The sequence below is a fragment of the Rhodopirellula sp. SH410 genome (assembly GCF_055811895.1).
The window spans coordinates 3,378,278-3,398,752 of sequence record NZ_CM147949.1; the positions used below are offsets into that span (position 1 = coordinate 3,378,278).

11 protein-coding genes and 1 tRNA gene are annotated in these 20,475 nt (G+C 59.3%); 6 read left to right on the forward strand and 6 right to left on the reverse strand.

The window, feature by feature from the left end; genetic code table 11:
* Positions 1-38: 38 nt before the first annotated feature.
* A complete protein-coding gene (locus SH410x_RS12430; protein WP_473676809.1) occupies positions 39-407 on the reverse strand; it encodes a hypothetical protein in 369 nt (122 codons plus the stop codon).
* Between the two features lie 201 nt (positions 408-608).
* Between SH410x_RS12430 and SH410x_RS12435 the strand changes: the two genes are divergently transcribed.
* Entirely contained in the window at positions 609-1,652 is a 1,044-nt protein-coding gene (locus SH410x_RS12435) for an L-threonylcarbamoyladenylate synthase (protein ID WP_473676810.1), read from the forward strand.
* A 218-nt stretch (positions 1,653-1,870) separates the two neighbouring features.
* Here the strand turns inward: SH410x_RS12435 and SH410x_RS12440 are convergent, their stop codons facing one another.
* The 5 genes from SH410x_RS12440 to SH410x_RS12460 all read right to left on the reverse strand — a co-directional run bounded on the left by SH410x_RS12440 (position 1,871) and on the right by SH410x_RS12460 (position 12,051).
* Complete coding sequence (locus tag SH410x_RS12440; protein WP_473676811.1) at positions 1,871-3,052, reverse strand: DegT/DnrJ/EryC1/StrS family aminotransferase; 1,182 nt, start codon at positions 3,050-3,052, stop codon at positions 1,871-1,873.
* A complete protein-coding gene (gene argC, locus SH410x_RS12445) occupies positions 3,049-4,089 on the reverse strand; it encodes an N-acetyl-gamma-glutamyl-phosphate reductase (RefSeq protein WP_473676812.1) in 1,041 nt (346 codons plus the stop codon). The genes SH410x_RS12440 and argC overlap by 4 nt, the downstream gene beginning before the upstream one ends.
* A gap of 311 nt (positions 4,090-4,400) precedes the next feature.
* The gene (locus SH410x_RS12450; protein WP_473676813.1) at positions 4,401-7,385 is read right to left on the reverse strand and encodes an MMPL family transporter; all 2,985 of its coding nucleotides are present in this window, start codon (positions 7,383-7,385) and stop codon (positions 4,401-4,403) included.
* A 36-nt stretch (positions 7,386-7,421) separates the two neighbouring features.
* Complete coding sequence (locus tag SH410x_RS12455) at positions 7,422-10,412, reverse strand: secretin N-terminal domain-containing protein (RefSeq protein ID WP_473676814.1); 2,991 nt, start codon at positions 10,410-10,412, stop codon at positions 7,422-7,424.
* 184 nt (positions 10,413-10,596) lie between these two features.
* Complete coding sequence (locus SH410x_RS12460) at positions 10,597-12,051, reverse strand: hypothetical protein (protein WP_473676815.1); 1,455 nt, start codon at positions 12,049-12,051, stop codon at positions 10,597-10,599.
* Positions 12,052-12,256: 205 nt separating this feature from the next.
* Here SH410x_RS12460 and SH410x_RS12465 point away from each other — a divergent pair.
* The 5 genes from SH410x_RS12465 (at position 12,257) to SH410x_RS12485 (ending at position 20,346) form a co-directional block, all read left to right on the forward strand.
* Positions 12,257-12,329: transfer RNA gene (locus SH410x_RS12465), tRNA-Ala, on the forward strand.
* 1,075 nt (positions 12,330-13,404) lie between these two features.
* Positions 13,405-15,054, forward strand: a complete 1,650-nt coding sequence (locus SH410x_RS12470) for a DUF1559 domain-containing protein (protein WP_473676816.1) — start codon at positions 13,405-13,407, stop codon at positions 15,052-15,054.
* 212 nt (positions 15,055-15,266) lie between these two features.
* Entirely contained in the window at positions 15,267-16,235 is a 969-nt protein-coding gene (locus SH410x_RS12475) for a ZIP family metal transporter (protein WP_473676817.1), read from the forward strand.
* A 325-nt stretch (positions 16,236-16,560) separates the two neighbouring features.
* Complete coding sequence (locus tag SH410x_RS12480) at positions 16,561-18,807, forward strand: PSD1 and planctomycete cytochrome C domain-containing protein (protein WP_473676818.1); 2,247 nt, start codon at positions 16,561-16,563, stop codon at positions 18,805-18,807.
* 72 nt (positions 18,808-18,879) lie between these two features.
* Complete coding sequence (locus SH410x_RS12485) at positions 18,880-20,346, forward strand: DUF1501 domain-containing protein (protein ID WP_473676819.1); 1,467 nt, start codon at positions 18,880-18,882, stop codon at positions 20,344-20,346.
* Positions 20,347-20,475: the final 129 nt, after the last annotated feature.

Consider the following 20,475-nt stretch of genomic DNA (forward strand, 5'->3'; position numbering starts at 1 on the left):
GAGACCAGGAAAGAGGATTTGGCTGAGCCGATATTGATTTACTCAGGTTGGTCGGCAAGTCCGAATTTGTGCCGGCGCTGTCGACGCAGGATCCCACGCAGCGTGTCAATCATCAGCCACTGGACGATGGTGAGACAGATTGGACCGGAGAACAGCACAAACTGGCTGGCTTGCTCATTTCTCACCCATTGGACGCCCGCTGCGGCCATCGCAGCCAGGATTGCCATCACGAGAGCTCCGTCGAGAACGAGCAGGCAACACGTCACCGCGGCGGAGCCATAGGTCATCAAACATCCACCCACCAAACCCGTGAATTTGAAGCGTTTCGCACCGATCCACGGATCACTCTCGATCAACACCGTGCGGGACGAATGGTCGATTCGAGAGGGGGGGTGATCGCGATTCATGACAATCTCGAGGGAACATTGGCAAGCCTGTCGGATCGATTGTACTCTTTCCAGACCCGTTGATCACACCGTAGAATTCGCGATGAGAGTCAATCGGCAGCGGTGCGGCGTGAACGCAGCTCAGATCGGCGCCTCGATCTGGCGGGGCGTAATCGCTTCAATGGGTGCCGCCTGCTATCCGCTGCCACTCGAATGAGAAATGTGACGATCCCTGTGGGAACAAAAATAGTCTCGGTGACCGACGACGCGATTTGTCGCGCCGCACGCTGTCTGCTCGCTGGACAGCTTGTCGGTTTACCGACTGAGACGGTGTATGGGCTGGCGGCGCGTGGGGATGACGCCGACGCGGTCGAACAGATTTTCACAGCCAAGAGCCGGCCGCGAAACAATCCGTTGATCTTGCATGTCGCCACGGCCGCCGATGCATGGGGTCTTTTTACCGAAGAGGATTGCCCACACCTTCAAGAGCGGGCGGAGCGGCTCAGTGTGTTTTGGCCGGGGCCGCTCACATTGATTGGGCCCCGCAATCGATCCGTCTTGGATCACGTCACCGCGGGCGGTGACACCGTTGCCGTTCGAGTTCCCGATCACCCCGTTGCCCTTGCGGTGCTGCGGGAACTCGCCAACATCGCCGGACGCGTTGTGCCGGTTGCGGCCCCCAGCGCAAATCCTGCGAACTACGTCAGCCCGACCACCGCTGGGCACGTTGCCGAGGGATTGGGCGAGCATGTCGCGATGATTCTGGATGGGGGCCCCTGCCGCGTGGGAGTGGAGTCCACCATCCTGTTCCTGCCCGCAGACGCGTCACCGCCACGGGTGCTTCGCAGTGGGGCGATCTCACCGGCGCAGCTCAGCGAGGCGATTGGAGAGCCGGTCGCGGGATTCGCGACGCCTCGTAGCGACGCACCGGAGGTTGCCGCGCCAGGCCAATTCGCCAAACACTACTCGCCACGCACCCCGTTGTATCTCACGACCACCGACACGCTCCCCGTCCAACCTCATCATCGGTCTGGCCGCGTCTTACGAATCGTCTTTGGGCCGCTCGAAGATCGTCGAGGCCGAGACCGGGAAGAGGTTTGGACATTCAATCCCGATGGGCTGCTGGAGACGGCCGCGGCTGAGCTATACGCCACGCTTCGCCGCGCCGATGCCCTCGATTTTGAGCGAATCGAAGTGAGCCAATGCCCAGAGGCGGGACTCGGTATCGCGATCATGGACCGGTTGCGTCGAGCGAGTCAAAGGTAGCGGTGCTCAAAGCAATCGTTGTTTGTTAAATCTCGCGGGCAAAGCCCCAGGCACCATGCCCTCCGCCCTCCGCCCTCCGCCCCGCACGTCGCGAGGTGTACCTCGCGGTCCGCTGGGCAGGCGGTTCCACGACGTTCCACTGAGCTTGTGGGCCGGTGCTCAGAGCCTGTTGATGTCGTCACGTTTGCCGTTTCACCGTTCCGAAATCAATCGCCCGCTTAGACTGAGCCGCCGCTGGCGATTGCTCGATCGAGCCGTTCCATCAAGTCACTAGCGAGCAGAGCGCGCTGGTCCAACACGACGCAACTCGCGCCCATTGTTTGGGCACCGTTCAAAGGCACCGGTTTACGGCTTCGCCGCTCGCTGGTGCCATGCATGCTGCGGAATCCCTCGCCGACCGGGAGGCCAATCGATCGCAATCGCTGCAGCGATACCGCTCTGTCGTGGGTCTCGTCGGCGATCAACGCAAACTTGTAGTGTGCCTGCCGTTGCCCGCTCTCTTCCGCCGTCATCGGTTCAACACCGAGACGCGACCAGTCCCACGCGCGCAGGCGAGTGGCCATGGCGCTGCGGTATTGATTCAGTTCATCGAGTGTCGACCACTGTGGTATCAGTACGGCACACTGCAGTGCCGAGAGTGGCAACGTATCGCTGGGGCGGTCAAGGTACGAGCGTAGACGCGCCGCCAAACGGTCATCGCGTGTTAGGATCGCGCCCCCGTTGCCCGTTGAAAGTAACTTGCTACCACCGAAACTCAGTGTCACACAATCGGCCAAGCATCCAACCGGAAGGAAGCTGGCCGGTCCGTCTGGGCCACTAACTTCCCAGCCCGCTCCCGGGACCTGGCACGCGTCCTCGATCAGCTTCCAATTTCGCTGGTCGCAGATCTTCCGAATCGCGAGCATGTCGGCCAGCTCTCCGTAAAGATGGGAAGCCACCACCGCTTTGATCTTCTCGCCTTCGATCTCTTGCAGCGAATTCGGGTCCATCGTCACGCCACTGAACCGCACGTCGGCAAGCACCGGAGTGGCGCCGAGCAGCTCGATGTTGCGGAAGTTCCCGGGATAGTCGTACGCGGCGATCACCACTTCGTCACCCGTCGCGACGCCGCAGCAACGCAGCGCGAGCTCAACGGCTGCTGTCCCGCTACTGCACAATCGGGCCGTTGGTGATACCTCGATGCGGTCCAGATGATCGCGCCACTGTGAAGGGAGAGCTAAGCCACGCGCGTTCGACGCAGTCATCGCTTGGGCCACCACCTCGACGCACTGTCGGTGTATCAAGGAGTCGTATTTCCCCCACTGGCCGCTGGTCCATACGCGTTGCAATGACTCGGCAATTTCCGCGGTCTGGGGTGGCCACGTGGGCCATCCCTTTTCGCCACCGGCCAGCTCAGTCACAGTCCCATCGTCGCGTCGAGTCCGAACATCACGTTCATGTTTTGAATCGCCGCACTACTGGCGCCCTTGGACAAATTGTCAATGACGCAGACAATGACAGCTCGGCCGGGGGCATCCTTTTCGCCCGACACTCGGACGGTCATTTGAACATGATTTGTCATCACAACATGCTTGGTCGCAGGTAGGTGATCAACCACATGAATGAACGGTTGATCTTGATACGCGTGCCGCAGAGCGTCCATCAAGCGAAATTGGACCGACTGTACCGTGTCGCCTTCATTGAGTTTGGGGTGCACGTAAATCGTCGACAGGATGCCTCGGTCCATCGGCGTCAGGTGTGGCGTGAATAAAACCTGGACAGGTTTGCCAGCGATACGGTGGATCAAGTCCTGCATCTCGGGACCGTGGCGGTGTGCGGCGATCGCGTAGGCGGCGATCGAATCGTTGACCTCGCAGTAAAGTGTTCCGAGTTTAGGTGAACGCCCTGCACCACTGACGCCGCTCTTGGAATCGACGATAATGTCATCGCTCTCGATCAAACCGTCGCGGACCAATGGCGCCAGTGGCATGATCGCCGATGTTGGGTAGCAGCCGGGATTGGCGACAATGTCGGCGGTCGCGATTTCATCGGCATAGAACTCGGGCATCCCATACACAACGCTGCCGATACGTTCGGGCCACGGATGCGTGACCCCATACCAATGCTCATACAGGGGCACGGACGAAAGCCGGAAGTCGGCACTAAAGTCGATCACGCGCATACCCACTGCGGCCAACTCGCGGACCGTCTCGGCAGAGGCCCCATGGGGCAGGCAGCACATCGCCACGTCCGCCTGTTCGGCGATCCGAGCGGGATCGAACGCTTGCAGCGCGACCTCGCAACGTCCCGCCAGCGACGGATGGATTTCAGCTAACGGTTTACCCTCGTCCGAGCGGCTCGTCGCCACCGTCAACTCTGCCTGCGGATGAGCGAGCAATAGCCGAGCGACTTCCAAGGCGGTGTATCCGGTCGATCCGATCAGGGCAACACGTATCATGAGCAGATTTCTTGCGAGGTCGAAACAAAATGGAAAGTGTGATGTCGCTGATCGTAACCGATAGGTGGCAATAGTTTCCAGCCGGTGGGCCCGCTCAGTGTGTTCGTGATCGTCTCCTGTACGGGCGTGGCTCTCGTTGGCTACCCGCAGGGCGATTCAACCATGACACCGCGAATCGACGGCATGTTCTCACCGGCGCACTGAAATTTGTTGACGTCGACCTGCAAAGCGGAAACGGCACCGCAGCTGACCGGGACCTCGGTCCTCGGAACTGCACCGTGCCTCGGAACTGCACCGTGCCCCACTCATTCTCATGACAGGTAGCGGCGGCGGAACCGATCTTGCAAAACCACAAAGCTGGGGACCAACACCGTACGAACATACAGCGTGTCGATCAGCACCCCCAGCGCCAGGGCAAATCCCAATTCCGTGATACCGCGCAGTGTGGTTTGCTGGAATCCAACCGTCGCACTGGGGCTCGCTAACCCCAGCCAAGCGATGATCGGTGGCCACCAGGCTGATGCGGTCATGCTCAGGAAGGTTGCCGCCATGACGATCCCGCACGCGGTGACGATCCCGCCGGTCCTCGCAACGGCCCGTCGGACAGCCGCGAGAGATCCCAAGCGGCGGCGTTCTTCGATGATTCGCGTCACAAGATATACGTTGTAATCCTGCCCCACGGCAACGAGGATCACAAACAGGAACAGTGGCAACTTCCAATCGAGGCCGAGAAACTCAGGGCCATCGATCGCGCGGAAAAACCAGTACGTCAAGCCCAGCGTTGCGTAGTAACTCAACAACACCGTTGCGATCAGGTAGAGCGATAGCACGACCCGGCGGAGCACCACGATCAGGACCGCAAGGACCGCGAGGATGACCGCAATTTTGATTCGCCGCGTGTCCCGCAGCGTCACTTCACGCAGGTCCACGATCGATGCGGTTGTGCCGGTGTAGTATAACTCCCATGACGGACCCGTTTCACTCTGCGAGGTCTGCAGTACGCGCCGAGTTTGATCCTCAATCGCCTTCAATCTCGTCGCCGCGGCTTGCGAGAACGGATCCTCTTGGACAATCACGTCCAACCGGATCAGACGGTTCGTGAACTGGGGTTCATTGGCGACGAAGTGAATTCGAGAAAGCCGGTGATTCTGCAATGTGCGGCGTCGCCAAGCCTCCTTGCTGAGCAGCCCCATTTCTCGATCGGGCGGGAAATCACCCAGAGGATCACTGAGTGAACGTACCCGACGCACGCCGTCGATTTCATAGAGCGTCTCCGTCAACAGTTCCCGTGTTGCAGTCAGGGCCGTGGCGGCCTGATCGTTTTTCGCGAGCGCAAGAACCGAAATGGGTGCGAGTTCGCCCCGACCAAAATTGTGGTCGAGTGTTTGCATTCCCAGGCGGCTTCCGGCCGTGCGGGGCAACTGACCGCTCAGATCGTAGGTTACGTCTTGCTCGTGGATCCGCCCGCCGATGGCAGGCATGATCAGCAACAGCCAACCCGCCGCTAGAGTCCAGATGGGGTACCGCGTCAAGGCGATGGATGCAGCATTCCAGGCTCGGCCACCGCTGCTGATCGTCCGATTGCCGGTCGCTTTTCCACTCTCCAGATCCGAATCGCCCAGGGCGCGATTGGACAACAGTGAGACGACCGGTCGCTGGGTGTCATCGGCAATCCTCGTCGGCCAGAAAACGACTGGTCCCAATAAACACAGACATGCGGGGGTCAAGGTGAGGCACACGAACAAGCCAATGCACAAACAAATGGCGATGATGGGCCCGGTGTGGTGAAACTTTCCGAACTCTGCAAACCACATCATGCCGAGCCCGACGATCGTCGTCAGGGCGCTGCCGAGCAGGGCGCTGCTGACGCTCCCGAGGGCGCGTTGGCAAGCAATCGGCCACGGATGAGTGGCCGCTTCTTCCCGCAGTCGCGAAATCAAGAACAAGCAATAGTCCGTGCCCGCACCAAACAGAATCACGACGACGAAAATTCGACTCGTCGTGTAGACCTTCAAATCCAATCCCAGGGACGGGGTGCTTGCCGAGAGACCGGTGAGGGTCGTCACCACGGCAGTCGCAACCATCACCGCCACGGCGATCGTGACCAGCGGCACGGCGACGAGCAGGGGAGCTCGATACACGACCGCGAGAATGATCAGGATCATGATGATGGTAAATGTTTCGGTGTAGGCGATCGCCGAACGCGCCGCCAGCAGCGTTTCGCCGCCGATCGCTGCCGAACCAGTAATCTGGACCTCAAGATCCTTTGCCTGCGCAAGTTCATCGGCACGCAAGTACTCACGCTGATACTCGATACACTGATCGACGAGCTGCCGCAGTTGGGTGAGCAGCTCGATATTGCCGGTCGCCGCCAGTTCGCTGGCCAAGGGGAGCACCGCGATGCGAGCATGATTTCGCTTGAGCTGGTCACCGATGACGGGTTCCTTCCAACTATACACGTCCAGGAGTACTTGCCATTCATCGAGATTCCGCTCGGTAATGGGAATCGTCGTGGTTTCGATGTTGGGATCGAGCACCTTTGCCGAAGCGAGGTCCTCCGCGATCAATGTTGGATCGGCGCAGCGAGCCCGGGCCAGTTCCCCACGATCCTGATAGGCGATCGCTAATCGCGGCTCGTACGCGGTTGGATCGCGTGAAGGGACACGATCGCCAAGCAGTTTATAAAATTCGGCGTCAATCTCGATTGCTTGATCGAACGCTTCGACGGCCACGCCAAGCCAACGCTGGGCGGAATGGTGGGCGGGATCGTGTATCCCGGGATCCGGTACCATGGAGGTCGCGATCTCTCGCTCGGTAGCGTCGTCCAGAGGGGCGAGTCCGTCGATCCCCGCCACGCTCGGTGCGGAATCGTCCGGCGTCGCATGGGGGATTCGATCGGGCTGCGGTAGCAAGACTTCGTTGGGCAGCACGTCACCACATGTGATCCGCTCGGATCGCTGCCAACAGACTTCGCCCAGTCGGTGGTAGATGCGCCGGAGAACATCCAACCCCAACAGATGGTCTCGCGTTGCAAAAGGTTCACCGTCTTTGGCAAAGACGAGCACCATCTGGCTGCGCGCCCGTGTGCCCTTGAAGGCGCGGTCGAGCAACCGTCCCCCCGCGACGCTGTTCTGCGTCGCGGGCAGATAATCAAAGTCGCCGTCCAGGGCTACCGACTTCCACGAAGGTGCAAGCCCCTTGGCGAACACCGCCACCAGCAGCCAGGCAATGACGACGACGCCAGCGTGTGTAACCACGCGGTGGGCGAATTTCGCCGACAGCGGCTTAGGGTTCAATCGGGTTACCTTCTCGCTTCGAACGGGTTGGGGACGCTACCGATCGCTCGGACGCGGCCTGTCGCCGCCTCGATCTCGCTCGCCACCACGATTTCCTCCTTGGTTCCGATCGCCACCACGGTCCGAACGCCGGTCCCGGTTTCCGCCACCCTCGGTGCGACGCTCGGGGCCGCGATAATCCGAAGTACGGCCTCGTGCTGATTCGCCCATCGTCGTATTGCCCAGTGCAGACATCGCCTGCCTGAGCGTCTCGGCCGAAATGTCACCGGAAAATCGTACAATCTCGATCTCACCGCCAGGCTGAGCCGCTCGATCGAGCTTCTCGATCATCGACACGATCAGTTCCAGTAGCGATTCACCTTCGGCGCTCACCAACAGTGTATTGCCAAGCTCATCAACACCGATCGACAGTTTACCATTAAACGAAAAATCGTTGCCACCACCGCTTCGCCCACTTTCGGAATCCTCTAGCCCGGATCCCTCGGTGCGGTTGCTCGAACGTTTGCCGCCATTGTTACCACCGCCACCACCGCTTGAGAATGCCTTGTCGTTGCTGCTGAGCAGATCGCGATAGGCTTCCTTCACGGTATCGGCAATCTTCTCACTGCGACCATAGCGAACGGTGACGAGTTTCGTAAACCGGCTGAGCTTGGGATTGATCGGTTCGGCAACGTCCCACAGTTCGATCAGCTCGCGAATTGTTTGCAGCTGGGCACCTGTTGCGCCGCTGACGATGATCGTTCCGGTATCCGAGTTGGGCAAGAAACGCAACTTGCCACCCTTGGCTAGCCCCGTGGGGCCTTTATCACTCGAGTCGTCGCCGCCAAAGATCCAGCGATAAAAATTATCGGAGTCACCGTTCTTATTCTCATCCGGGTCCTCGAAGTAGTCCTCCAGATCGAGTGTGAGCAGCGTCACGGACGCGTTCTTGATATGAAAAACCTGGTAGGACCGGCTCGGTGGCTTGATGTCGAGCATCAGATTCTCGAGTTTGTCGAGAGCCTTGGTGTCAGTGCTCGATAGAACCAGATTGCCTTGCGAGTCGAGACGGATTTCGACAGGTGCTGGCTGAGAATCCTCCGCCGCGTCTCCCGCAGTCTGGTCAGCGGTCAACATGACCGCAGCGTGCGAGGCTCGCTCGAGCGGATGCCCGACGGCATCGTTCCAGTTCACGATGGGTTCGTCGTCATCGGCGTCGGTCTCGTCCTGCTTAGGCCGGTCGGGCCCCGGTTCGGGATCCTTTTCCGCGGCGGAGTCTTCTTGGGCCGACGGTTCTGCCTCGTCGTCCGCTGCCGGGTTGCGGAACTGGTCCTCGCTGGGAAGGACCAGCTCATTGGGTGACATCGCCTGCCACTGGGCTTTTAGCTTCTTCAGGTACTCGAGCGTTTCCGGGTTGGCTGAGGCTTCGATGACGCGCACGGTTTGGCCGCTACCGCCGGGCGGTGGCAGTTCGCCGAGTTTGATCAGTAGCGACCGTACCTCTTCCATCTCAATTTCATTCGCCCACAACAGTACCTGCCGGTAACTCGTGTTCGCGGCCACGCGAAACTCATCCTCGTCCTTGTCGTCATCACCGCCACCCCCAAAGCCGTAGTAGGAATACCGGCTGCGCCGACTGTTGCTGTCGTCATCTTCCTTGTTCTTGCCCATCAGGAACGAAATCGATTCGGTAACCGCTGCCGCGTCGAGCCGTCTCAACTGCAGTACTTCAAACCGGCGTTTCCCGCCATCGAGGCGTTCAATCAACGACTTGATGATGAATCGGTCTGCGGCGGCCCCGGATACGATCACAGCCTTGTTGTCTTTGTCGACTCGAATCCGCGTTGTCGGTTCGAGCACGTTCATTTCCTGGGCGATCTCAATCAACTTTTCGGGATCCAAGGACACCAATCGGTAGACTTCGACACGGCTCGTCGCATCCGTCAGAGACTGCAGCGAACCGCCGGGAACATCGATACGTTTGATGAATTCTGTCGCGATCGCCACGCGGTCGATGGGCGCCCGGATGAGCACCGAGTTCTGACGCACGTTGGCGACGATGGAGATCTCGACTTCGCTTTTTGCCGCGGGAGGTTGGCCGCTCTGCTGCTGCTGTTGCTGCATCCGCCGCATCATCTCCATCTGATCGCGGCTCATCGGAGCGGCACTCTTTTCTTTGACCCCGAGAAACTCTTCAAGTAATTTTTTTGCTTCTTCGGCCGGTATGTGACGCAATCGAAACTCAGGTGCCAGTGCATCGCGACTGGCCGCGTCACGTTCTTCTTCCAGCAGTCGAGCGACTTCCCGCAGGTTCACGGCAGCATCCATCGCTTCGAGTCGATTCGTCGTCGCCAGAGCCGTCAGCTTTCCCGATCCGCTGAGCATCGGCGTCAGTTCCAGGGCGAGTTTCTCTGCCGACAGCCAGCCCGCATCGAGCATCGTGCGGACGAAGGAGTGGTTGGGCAGGTTCTGCAGTTCCTCGGGGCTGACCCAGTGCACCATGCCCGGGTTAATCGCATCCGTCTTGACGATCGTAATGCCACCTTCGAGCTCGAGCATCGTGAACCCCCGTGCGAGCAGGTGACGATTGATCAGATCGGCAGTCTCGCTAATCGATAGCCGCCCCGGGCTGACTAGGTTCACCGCGTCGCCGGGCAATTCCTGCCAATCGATCGGTTCGCCCGAAATATCCGACAGCCACCCGACCAGATCAATCCAGCCTTGGTTGCGAAATCGGAACCCGACTTTGCCGTCTTCGCCCACGGTCGCCTTGAGCTCCGCGGGATCTCCCTTGGGCAAATCCAAACCGTCACGACGAACGACCTTTGGTGCCTTGGATTCTTCTCCCGGGGCACCTTCTTTCTTGGCTGCATCCTCGCCTTTGGAAGCGTCTGGTTTGGCGTCTTCCTTTCCCGGTTCGCTGGGGCTGCCCGGCTTGGTCGGGGGCGGACCGCCGCGGGATGGCCTCACCATTCCAGGCGGTCCATTGGCGAACGGCCCTTGAGCCTCGGCGCGGGGACCTACCGTAGTCAGAAACGAAACCCCCATCAGGACGAGGGTGTTGGCAGAAAATATCTTCCAGGAAAGACACATAGTGAAAGCAATCGCCAGCGGAAACTAAAGTCAGAGCGAACAAGACATCCGAGAACTCTGGCCGCCTAGTATGACTGCATCCCGGCTCAAAAACAAACCATTCTCAGGTAGTTAAGGGCAGAGAATTTTCTGGCAGGCCTTATCGGCGCGGTAACCAGCCCGCGACCGATGGCTGCTTCTTCAGCCCAATTTCCGATTCGCATCGCAAATCTCGCTCACCTGACTTGAATCGTGCAAAAAACACGACGGCTTCGCCGTTCGGAATGCGTTCATGCCAACGGATCGGCACCGTGATCGCGAAGCCAGTGGCTGGATTGGCGAGGCTTGAGGTCTCTAGCTGCCGTAGTTTTTCGGTGTCGAAGTCCCAGCGGCCGAGTTGAGCCTCGTCCCCAGTCTTGGACGGATCGAGAGCGATGATCGACAGGTGCGACTTTTTCGGGAGTGGCCGCGGGGCCGCCGTGTCAGGCGATCGCAATGGATCGATAGGGTCATGGGTGCGGCCCAGCACAGCAATGGGGTGGCCATATTGGTCGTCAGCCCGAATCGTCAGGTCCACGCCCTCGGTCAATACGACCGGCGATCCGTCGGCAAGTTGATCTTCTCTCTCTTCAGTGCCCGGGTTTCTGAGCCTCGCTTCTTCTTCAGCACTGATTCGCACTCGACTAGTCGCCGCGTCGATCTTGATTTTGGCGGGTTGGAGTTCGATTTTCGGCGTCGAGCCCGCCACGGGGCCAAGTCCACCAAGCATGCTCACCCCCGGCAACACAATCTTGCTCGGATCATCGTCGGACTCTCCGTCCAATGACCCAGGGGGCATGGGGATACCTGGATCAATCGGTTCAATTTTCAGATCGTCCGTTCCTGGGGGCACCGGTCCGCCCGGTGGAGGAAGCAACTGAAAGTTGGGGGCATCGTCTTTCGTCGTGCCTGACCCATCTGACGAATCTTGGTTCGGTGTCGGTGTCGGGGGCTGCAGCGTTCCCGGATCAACCAGCATCCCGGGGTCGACAAGGTCGCCGGGATCAACCAGCTCGCCAGGCTCGATCAGCGAATCCATGTCTGGCAGATCGTCCTGGTCATCGCCGTCAGAGCGATTGCTGTTGGCATCGGGCACGGCAGTCGCCGAACGCCCCGGAGTGGACGATTTTGGTCCTGCTGGGATCGTCTCAGGCGGGTCCCGCAGCGGCTTGTCGCTATCGGATGAACCACGCGGCGGCGTAATAACGCCGTCCTTGGGCGTGTCTTGGTACCCCTCATCGAAGCGAAACTCGGGCGACTCCGCGGGCACATAGCTGGGGTCCGATTCACGCGGGTCGGCGACTTTGGACGACGACGTTTCTGTCAGACGCTCACGGCGAAGTTTGTCGATCAGAATTCGGTTTTCGTAGTCTGCTTCGTAGAGCTGGTCTTCGAGCTGCCGGACCTCACGCTGGAGAGACTGGCGATAAAAGTCTTCTTGTGCCCGACCGCGACAACCTGCCGCAGCGAACAGCAAGCCCGCGCAGAGAACGCCGGCCACCGGCCAGCGGGACGCAGCGGCGCGAGAATCGGCTCCTTTGTCAGCGGTCGTATGGCGGTTTTGAATGCGTTTCAAGGGATTGTTCGCGAGGGAAGTCAGATGACAGATCACTTGGCTAACCAGCGAACTAACAAATTCCACACCCGGCCGTCAACGTAAATAACGGGTGTCTTCCGACGCGATCAAGAAAAGTGCGTTCACGGCCTTGACGCCCCTGCGGATGACTCGATAAACTCCGCCCCTCACAAGCCAATCAAGTTTACTTGGTTGCAACACCTCCGGGGGATTAGCTCAGTTGGGAGAGCGCCTGCATGGCATGCAGGAGGTCATCGGTTCAAGTCCGTTATCCTCCACTCGATACAAGCCCGTTAAACACGTGATTCAATTTTGAATCCGAGTTTAACGGGCTTTTTTCGTTTTCTGCTTGCTTCTTTGCAGTCCTGGATTTCGTGCCACTTCTGACTCCGTGCGTGCCGGGTTTCATGCCGCGCTGGACGTCCTCTCGAAGTCCTCGTCGGTGACCCGGTTGCAGTGGTCACCTGTTGCCAACCCAGCTCTGATCGCAAATCCCGGTCTGTTTCTGCCGAATTGTTGTCGTAGGCTCGGACTGTTCTCGCACCGGTAATGCGGTAGACAGCAGTCCTGACTTCGTCCGTCGCGAGACATCTTCACAGCGTCTTCCTTCCGCTGACGTCGCCACAACCCGCCGTGGCTGGCGTCGGCCGCGCTGCGAGGGCTCCCCGCCCGGTGACCTCCTGCCGCCGCGTTCAGTTATATGGCGGCATCCAGCCGAAGCAGCCGCGACGCATTTCGTGTGCGTCGCCCAGTCGCTTCGCTCGCCCGGAAGAACCAACGCCGGGGCGGCTTCGTGCCGCAGGTGTGGCGAACTTCGTGTCCCCAAAAATTGGAATGAACTATCGTAGTCTCCGGTGCGACGGTGTGATTCTATTGAAAACTCCCCCCGTCACCTTTTATCGCACGTCACCTTTTATCGCACGCGAATCTTCTTTGGGCGTCACGGAATCGAGGTTGATGAGCGATCTATTTGGGATTGGTGTTGCGAATGGCGGGCCGTTGACGCTGCGACGATGATTGGTGTCCACGAACCCAGGCCGATGGCCGGACTAGGTCAGCAGCTAGGGCTTCGGCTGGGCCGCCAAACCATTGGGGTTGACGCTATTATCCTGCCTTGCATTCTTGTACCGGACACCTTCGTGCTGAATTCCGAGACGCGGTCGTGTCATCTGGTGTGGGCCGGTTCCTGCAGAGTCAGTCTGTGCGGGCGCCATGTGGCTGTGGAATTTCTCGCGTGAGGCGATCGGTGCAACATCGATGCAACGGCGTTTGCTAGACTTGGGGTTGATCAGGGGGATCGCCGCCCCCGCCTTTTCTCGACGTCAGTCCCTTTGCACTCCACAGGACGAGATGATGCCACGTTTGTACTCCACGATATTTCTCCTACTAGTCGGTTTCTGGGTAACCGCCCCGCTGCACGATACGTTTGTTCAATCCGCAGCGGCCCAGGACGCTGCGGCTGACTCTGTGACGAAGTACATTCCCGACGACGCTCTCGCAGCTGTGATCGTGACGCCCAACGAATGGATCAACAGCCCGATGCTGGAAATGTTTCCCATCGAAATCGTGCGTGTGCAGATGACTGAGCAGTTCGGCATCGACCCGTTTGATATCGGGGTGGTGAAAGTTGTCGTGGTACTCGACCCCGCGACGATGCAGCCGAGTGTTGGCGCGATTACAAAGCTCACCGGAGAGATCGATTTCGCGAGAGTTCGTGAGGCGATTGATGCCCGCGATGACATGATCCAGATCGGGGGACATGAGACTTATCCCGTCGACGGTCCCCCGGGGACAGTGATCGCGATGATCGATGATGAGACGTTGTTCTTCGGCACGGCGAATCTACTCGACAGGATGCTCGATGCCGAGCACGGGACTGGGAGACTGCCTACGTTGCTGGGCTCGATGCGAGCTGATTCGGGCGTCAAAATCGCGATGGTGATGGAGCCGATTCGCCCGATCGTCAGTCAAGTCGCGCTGCAGAGCGCCAGCAGTCTTGCGCCCGACTTGCAGCCACTGGCTCAAGTTCCCGGGCTGACCGACGCGATCAAAATTGAGGTTGATCTGATTGACAATTCCGGTCGCCTCCGCGTCGCCTTGGTCGGCACCGACGACGTCGCGGCGCAGCGAATTCAGGCCATTTTAATCGATGCTTTGTCCGCTGCACGGGCACTTGGGATTGCCGAGATGAATCGCAGTCTCGCCAGTTCGGGAGAATCCGCCGCGATGCGGGAGGCCACGAACCGCTACGCCAATCGGATCGCAGACATGGTCATCGCGTCAGTGCAGCCGAAGCTCGATGGGGACGAAGTCTCGATCGAGACGCAGTCGCAGGCCAGCCTCGCGACGACGGGGGTACTCGTCGGTCTGTTGCTGCCCGCCGTTCAAGCTGCTCGGACGGCGGCCCGCCGCATGAGTATGTCCAACAATATGAAACAGGTGGGGCTGGCGCTGCACAACTATCACTCCGCATTCAACCGATTACCGCCATCGGCAATTACGGACGATGATGGCAAACCGCTGTTGAGTTGGCGCGTGGCGATCCTGCCGTTCATCGAAGAGCAAGCGTTGTACCAAGAGTTTCATCTCGACGAACCGTGGGACAGCGAGCACAACCTGCCGTTGTCCAAGAAACTGCCCGCCGTGTACAACGCCCCGAACACGCGGACTCCTGCAGGTAAAACCGTTGTCCAGGCCGTTGTGGGCGATGACATCGGTATGCGACCACTCGAGAAAACTCAGTTTCGTGACTTTCTCGATGGCTTGAGCAACTCGATCTTGGTCATGCAAGTCGATCCTGACAAAGCTGTCATTTGGTCCAAACCAGAGGACCTCGAGATCGATATGGAGAATCCCATGGAGCATCTCGGCAGTGCGGAACTGGGCGGGTTCAACGTCCTGATGGGCGATGGGGCGGTGAAGTTCATCGCCAAGAGCATCGACCCCGATCTCTTCAAGAAGCTGCTGACTCGTGCCGGCCGCGAAGTGGTCGATATCCCGTGAGCGGAGTCGGTCGTCGCTCCGCGATCGGAACTCAGGGGCGCGGAGCGATCTACGATACTCATTGTGACCACGATCCCTAGTTGCTGCGTCAACGAATCGAGGGAGGGTCAATGGTCGAGCGAGACATGATGGCTTAGGATTTGTGGCGGGGACCTGGTCTCTGCCCTGGTCCCGTTTTCTTCTGTTTCCACCATTTTACCCCGATTCGCTTGATGATTCTTGCGCCCGAAGCGCTGCTATTCGTCTACTGCGTGTTCATCATCATGGCCTCGATGATGGGCGGGCGGTTGTCGAAACTGTTTCACATGACCCACCTCCGGACGCAGCTGTTGATGAGCGGCGTCGGTGGTCTGATGCTGGGGATCGCGCTGTTGCACCTCCTCCCCGACGCCACTGAGGTACTCGGGTCATCCTCCAGCGCGGGGGCGGCGGCTCTCACGGGGCTGATCGCGATGTTTCTGTTGATTCGGCTTTTTCACACCCATGATCATGGGGCCAAGGAACACGCGGAAATCGCCACCGCGGAAGGAGTGTCCGATCATGATCATTCGCACGACCATGATCATTCGCATGGCCACGACCATGATCATTCGCACGGGCATCATCATCCGCATGGTCATGCGCACAAGGGTCTGAGCTGGGCGGGCATGTTTTTTGGGCTGGCCCTTCACACGGTGATCGATGGCGTGGCATTGGCGAGCAGCGTGATCGCCGACGCGCACCATGGTGCCTGGTTGGGGCTCGCGGGGTTGGGCACGTTTCTCGCCGTGGCCCTGCACAAACCGCTCGATGCTTTCGCGATCACCTCCGTGATGAGCAAGCAGGGTTGGTCGACGGGTGCTCAAAATATTGCCAACGCGTGTTTCTCTCTGTCCTGCCCAATCGGTGCCCTGTTGATGTACGTCGGTGCGACGCGTTGGACGGACAGCACCGCAATCCTTGGCTGGGGATTGGCCGTCTCGGCAGGCTTTTTTATCTGCATCGCCCTTGCAGACCTATTGCCGGAAGTCGCCTTTCACGATCATGACCGTGGGAAGTTGACCGCGGCGTTGCTGCTGGGAATTGGCATTGCGGTGGCGATCGAGAGCTTGCCCGGCCACCAGCATAGTGCTGATGATGGTCACGATCACACGTTCCCGAGCCTGATCGATGCTGCGACCAGCATCGATCCATCACCCTGAGCGAACGTTCTACTGCGCTCGTGCGAACACCCGCGAGCCCGTCCTAGCGACCCGCTGCTGCGCATGCGGCAGGCGCGGGTCGTCAGCCGAGTGCTGAACGCTAACCGATGCCTCGCCGGCATTCGCGCCACTGTCGCTGTTGGAAAGTCGACCAAATCGACACGCCGGCCGAGCACCGGGAAGCCACCCGATCTCGGCCCCTGGCGCGCATCGGCTCATGACTGCAGGACCTGTTCCAAGCTCCACGTCCATCGAACAACGGGGCTGCTGGATCGACTAGAATGCGGGGCCGTCCTTCCTGCCGCAAATATCTTACGAACCGTTCATGTACCGAACCACCGTCTCGATCGCGTTCTTGATCACCACCGCTGCAGGTGGATTTCAGCTCTCAAACGCAGCGGATGTCGACTTTGTGCGGGACGTGCAACCGATCCTGCAAACGCATTGCTATGCCTGTCATGGGGACACCAAACAGAAGAGCGGCCTGCGGTTAGATATCAAGTCCGAAGCATTCAAGGGAGGCGATGGGTGGGGTGCCAGCATCATCTCAGGAGAGTCCGCCGACAGTCCGCTGGTGGAGTTGGTTAGCAGCGACGACGAATACTCGCGGATGCCTCCCGAAGGTGAGCCGCTCACTGCATCAGAGATCAGCACGCTGTCCGATTGGATTGATCAGGGGGCGATTTGGCCCGACGGCGTCGATCTGGCGGAATTGGAAGATCGGATGGATCACTGGTCGTTTAAGCCGATCGTGCCCCCGGAGGTTCCTGTCGTCGAAGCCGATGATTGGGCGCGTTCGGATCTCGATCGATTCATCGTCGCAAAACTCGAAGAACGCGAGTTGATGCCGTCGCAGCCTGCCGCTGCGGTGACGTGGTTGCGCCGCGTAACACTGGACTTGACGGGCCTGCCACCCACGACGAAGGAAGTGGATGAATTTGTAAAACGCCAGTGCGAGGGTGAGTCGGCCTATGTTGCGGTGGTTGATCGTCTACTTGCCTCACCACGCTATGGTGAACGCTGGGCTCAGCACTGGCTCGACGTTGTCCGATATGCCGATACGCATGGTTTCGAAGTCAACACGGATCGTCCTCATGCATGGCCCTACCGCGACTACGTGATCGAGGCGTTCAATCTCGACACGCCATACGATCAGTTTGTCAAGGAGCAGATTGTCGGCGATGCGATGGGCCAGGATGCAGCCACCGGATTTTTGGTGACGGCGTCCGTGCTCTTGCCCGGTCAGATCGGAAAAGATGCGCCGTCGATTCGCTTGGCCCGCCAGGACGCGCTCGATGAGATCGTCAACAACATCGGGCAGACGTTTCTGGGCCTGAGTGTGGGCTGCGCCCGCTGCCATGACCACAAATTCGATCCCATCAGTGCAAAGGACTATTACTCCATGCAGTCCTTTGTCGCAGGCGTTGAGTATGCCGATCGCGAGATCAAAGTACCCGAGACGGAGCCTACCGCCGAGGAACCTATCGCCGAGGAACCTATCACCGAGGGACTGGCCGCGGAGGAAGCCGTTGCCGAGACGCCCGTTGAAAAGCAGGGCAAAGCCGAGGAACCCAAAGCCGATGAGCCAGCGAAGCTAGTGTTTGCGGGAACGTTTCGTAAACCCGATGACATCCATCTACTCAGCCGTGGCGACCCGGAACAGCCCACCGAACAGGTGGCTCCCGCGGTACTCAGCGCGATCGGCGACTTGACGCTCCCCGTGGAGACTGCTGAGCAGGACCGGCGACGCGCACTCGCCGACTGGATCGTTGCCGCGGATAATCCGATGACGTCTCGAGTGATGGCAAACCGGTTGTGGCAGTGGCATTTTGGCGTTGGGCTGGTCGAAACAGCGAACGACTTTGGACGCAATGGCGCGAAACCAACGCACCCGGAACTATTGGATTGGTTAGCGATCCAGCTCACCGATTCTGGCTGGTCGATCAAGCACATGCACCGCCTGATCGTCTTGTCGGCGACGTACCGGCAAAGCGCTGCCAGTCGTCCGGATGCTGCGGCCGAGGATGCTGACGTGCGATTGCTATGGCGCTATCCGTCCCGCCGGCTCGAAGCGGAGGCGATTCGAGACAGTATTCTCGCTGTGAACGGCCAATTGAATTTAGAGATGGGCGGACGCGGCTACCTCTTGTTCAAGCAGCGTGGCGGCCTGTCGGGCTTCACGCCTATTGAATCGTTCACCGGAGACGGGCTTCGCCGGTTGATCTACGCTCATAAAGTTAGGCGCGAGCGGGATGCGGTCTTTGGCGCATTCGATTGCCCCGACGGAGGCCAGAGTACGGCCCGACGTATCGAATCGACGACGCCTATCCAGGCACTGAATCTGTTCAACAGTCGGTTCACGATCGAACAAGCGGACGCGTTCGCGGCGCAACTGCAAGCACAAGCCGCCGACGACCCCGCTGAACAAATTCGCGAAGCATACAGCCGTGGTCTCAATCGAGCGCCCGAACCGGACGAGCTTGCCGACGCGCTCTCGGTCGTTGGCGACCATGGCCTCAAACCATTTTGCCGGGCGTTGTTTAACTGCAACGAGTTTTTGTTCTTGCCGTGACGTGGTCCGTTCGCAGTGACCACGTTATTGGAACCGACCACCCATTTCATCGCCTCAACCATGAACCCATCAATGACTCACCATCCGCACCGGGATTCAGAATCCACCAGATCCCCACCGAGCCGGCGAGGTTTTCTATCTGACGCCGCATCGGCATTGGGGTCCATCGCCCTGTTGGATCTGTTGGCCGGTGACCGCCTGCTCGCTGAACAGCCGGTCATTGATCCCGCCCGCCCATTTGCTGCCCGATCGCCGCATTTTCCTGCGAAGGCCAAGAATGTGCTGGTGATTTTCTGTGCGGGTGCGGTCAGTCAACTGGAGACATGGGACTACAAACCCGAGCTGATTCGGATGGATGGGAAGGCACTCAAGGGAGGCCCGGCGGTCACCTTCCAGGGCCCTGCTGGAGATCTGGCCCGTCCACAGTACGAGTTTCGTCAGCGTGGTGAGACGGGCAAGTGGGTCAGTGATATGATCCCGCACCTCGCTGAACTGACGGATGATTTTGCGTTTGTCCATTCTCTGACCAGCAAGAGCAACACACACGGGCCGGCGGAGAACTTTTTGTCGACAGGAACGCCACTCGATGGGTTCCCGAGCCTGGGGTCTTGGATCAGCTACGGGTTGGGCAGTGAGAGTCAAGATCTGCCGGCATACGTAGCGATTCCCGATCCGCGTGGAGTCCCTCAGAACGGATCGAATAACTGGGGTGCTGGGTTCCTACCGGCAGCGTTTCAGGGAACACCAATGAGTTCCAAGGAACCGCTCCGGAACCTGAGTGCCCCCGGCGTAACGGCAGGTGCGGATCGGGCGGCACGGTCGCTTCTGCAGCGAATGAATCAGCGCCATCAAGAAATGCATCCGGGTGACAGCAAACTTTCCGCTCGCATCGCCAGCTATGAACTCGCTGCCAGAATGCAGCTGAGTATGCCCCAACTTTCAGATCTGAGTTCCGAGCCCGCTCACGTGATGAAGAGCTATGGAGCAGACGATGAGTCCAATCCCGTTCGCGCTGGCTATGCACGCAACTGTATTCTCGCGCGGCGTCTGATCGAGAGTGGTGTTCGCTTTGTCCAGCTCTTCAACGGCGCCTATGCCAGCGGTGGAGAACTGAATTGGGACGGACACAACAAACTTAAAGAGCAGTACGACAAGCACGCTGCGATTCTGGACCAGCCAACGGCCGCATTGATCAAGGATATGAAAGCCAGAGGGTTGCTCGATGACACTCTCATTGTTTGGTGCACCGAATTCGGTCGCATGCCGTTCTTCCAAAAAGGTTCCCGAGGACGCGATCACAATCCCGACGGCTTCACGTGCTGGATGACGGGCGCGGGGGTCAAGCCGGGTGTCAGTCACGGCATGACAGACGAACTCGGTCAAAAAGCCGTCCAAGATATCCGTCCGCTCTATGACTTCAACGCGACGATCTTGCATCTACTCGGGTTTGACCACGAACGCCTGAACTTCGTGCACAACGGTATCGAACGGCGCTTGACCAACGTCGAGGGCGATGTCATTCACGAAATTCTCGCTTGAACTCGAAGGTGCGGAAGGTGGCCGTCGAGGAGCGAGCCGAAGGTTGCTGACCGGTCGGCGGGGCGGATTTTTCTGATCAGCCATTCTCTCGCCGTTCAGTGGGTATACTGCGGGCCCTACCTCTCCTTC

Bases quoted from the DNA above. Each gene is read 5' to 3' on its own strand.
- SH410x_RS12430 (WP_473676809.1), bottom strand. From the start codon at position 407: ATGAATCGCGATCACCCCCCCTCTCGAATCGACCATTCGTCCCGCACG.
- SH410x_RS12480 (WP_473676818.1), top strand. From the start codon at position 16,561: ATGTACCGAACCACCGTCTCGATCGCGTTCTTGATCACCACCGCTGCA.
- SH410x_RS12470 (WP_473676816.1), top strand. From the start codon at position 13,405: ATGCCACGTTTGTACTCCACGATATTTCTCCTACTAGTCGGTTTCTGG.
- SH410x_RS12455 (WP_473676814.1), bottom strand. From the start codon at position 10,412: ATGGGGGTTTCGTTTCTGACTACGGTAGGTCCCCGCGCCGAGGCTCAA.
- SH410x_RS12475 (WP_473676817.1), top strand. From the start codon at position 15,267: ATGATTCTTGCGCCCGAAGCGCTGCTATTCGTCTACTGCGTGTTCATC.
- SH410x_RS12485 (WP_473676819.1), top strand. From the start codon at position 18,880: ATGACTCACCATCCGCACCGGGATTCAGAATCCACCAGATCCCCACCG.
- argC (WP_473676812.1), bottom strand. From the start codon at position 4,089: ATGATACGTGTTGCCCTGATCGGATCGACCGGATACACCGCCTTGGAA.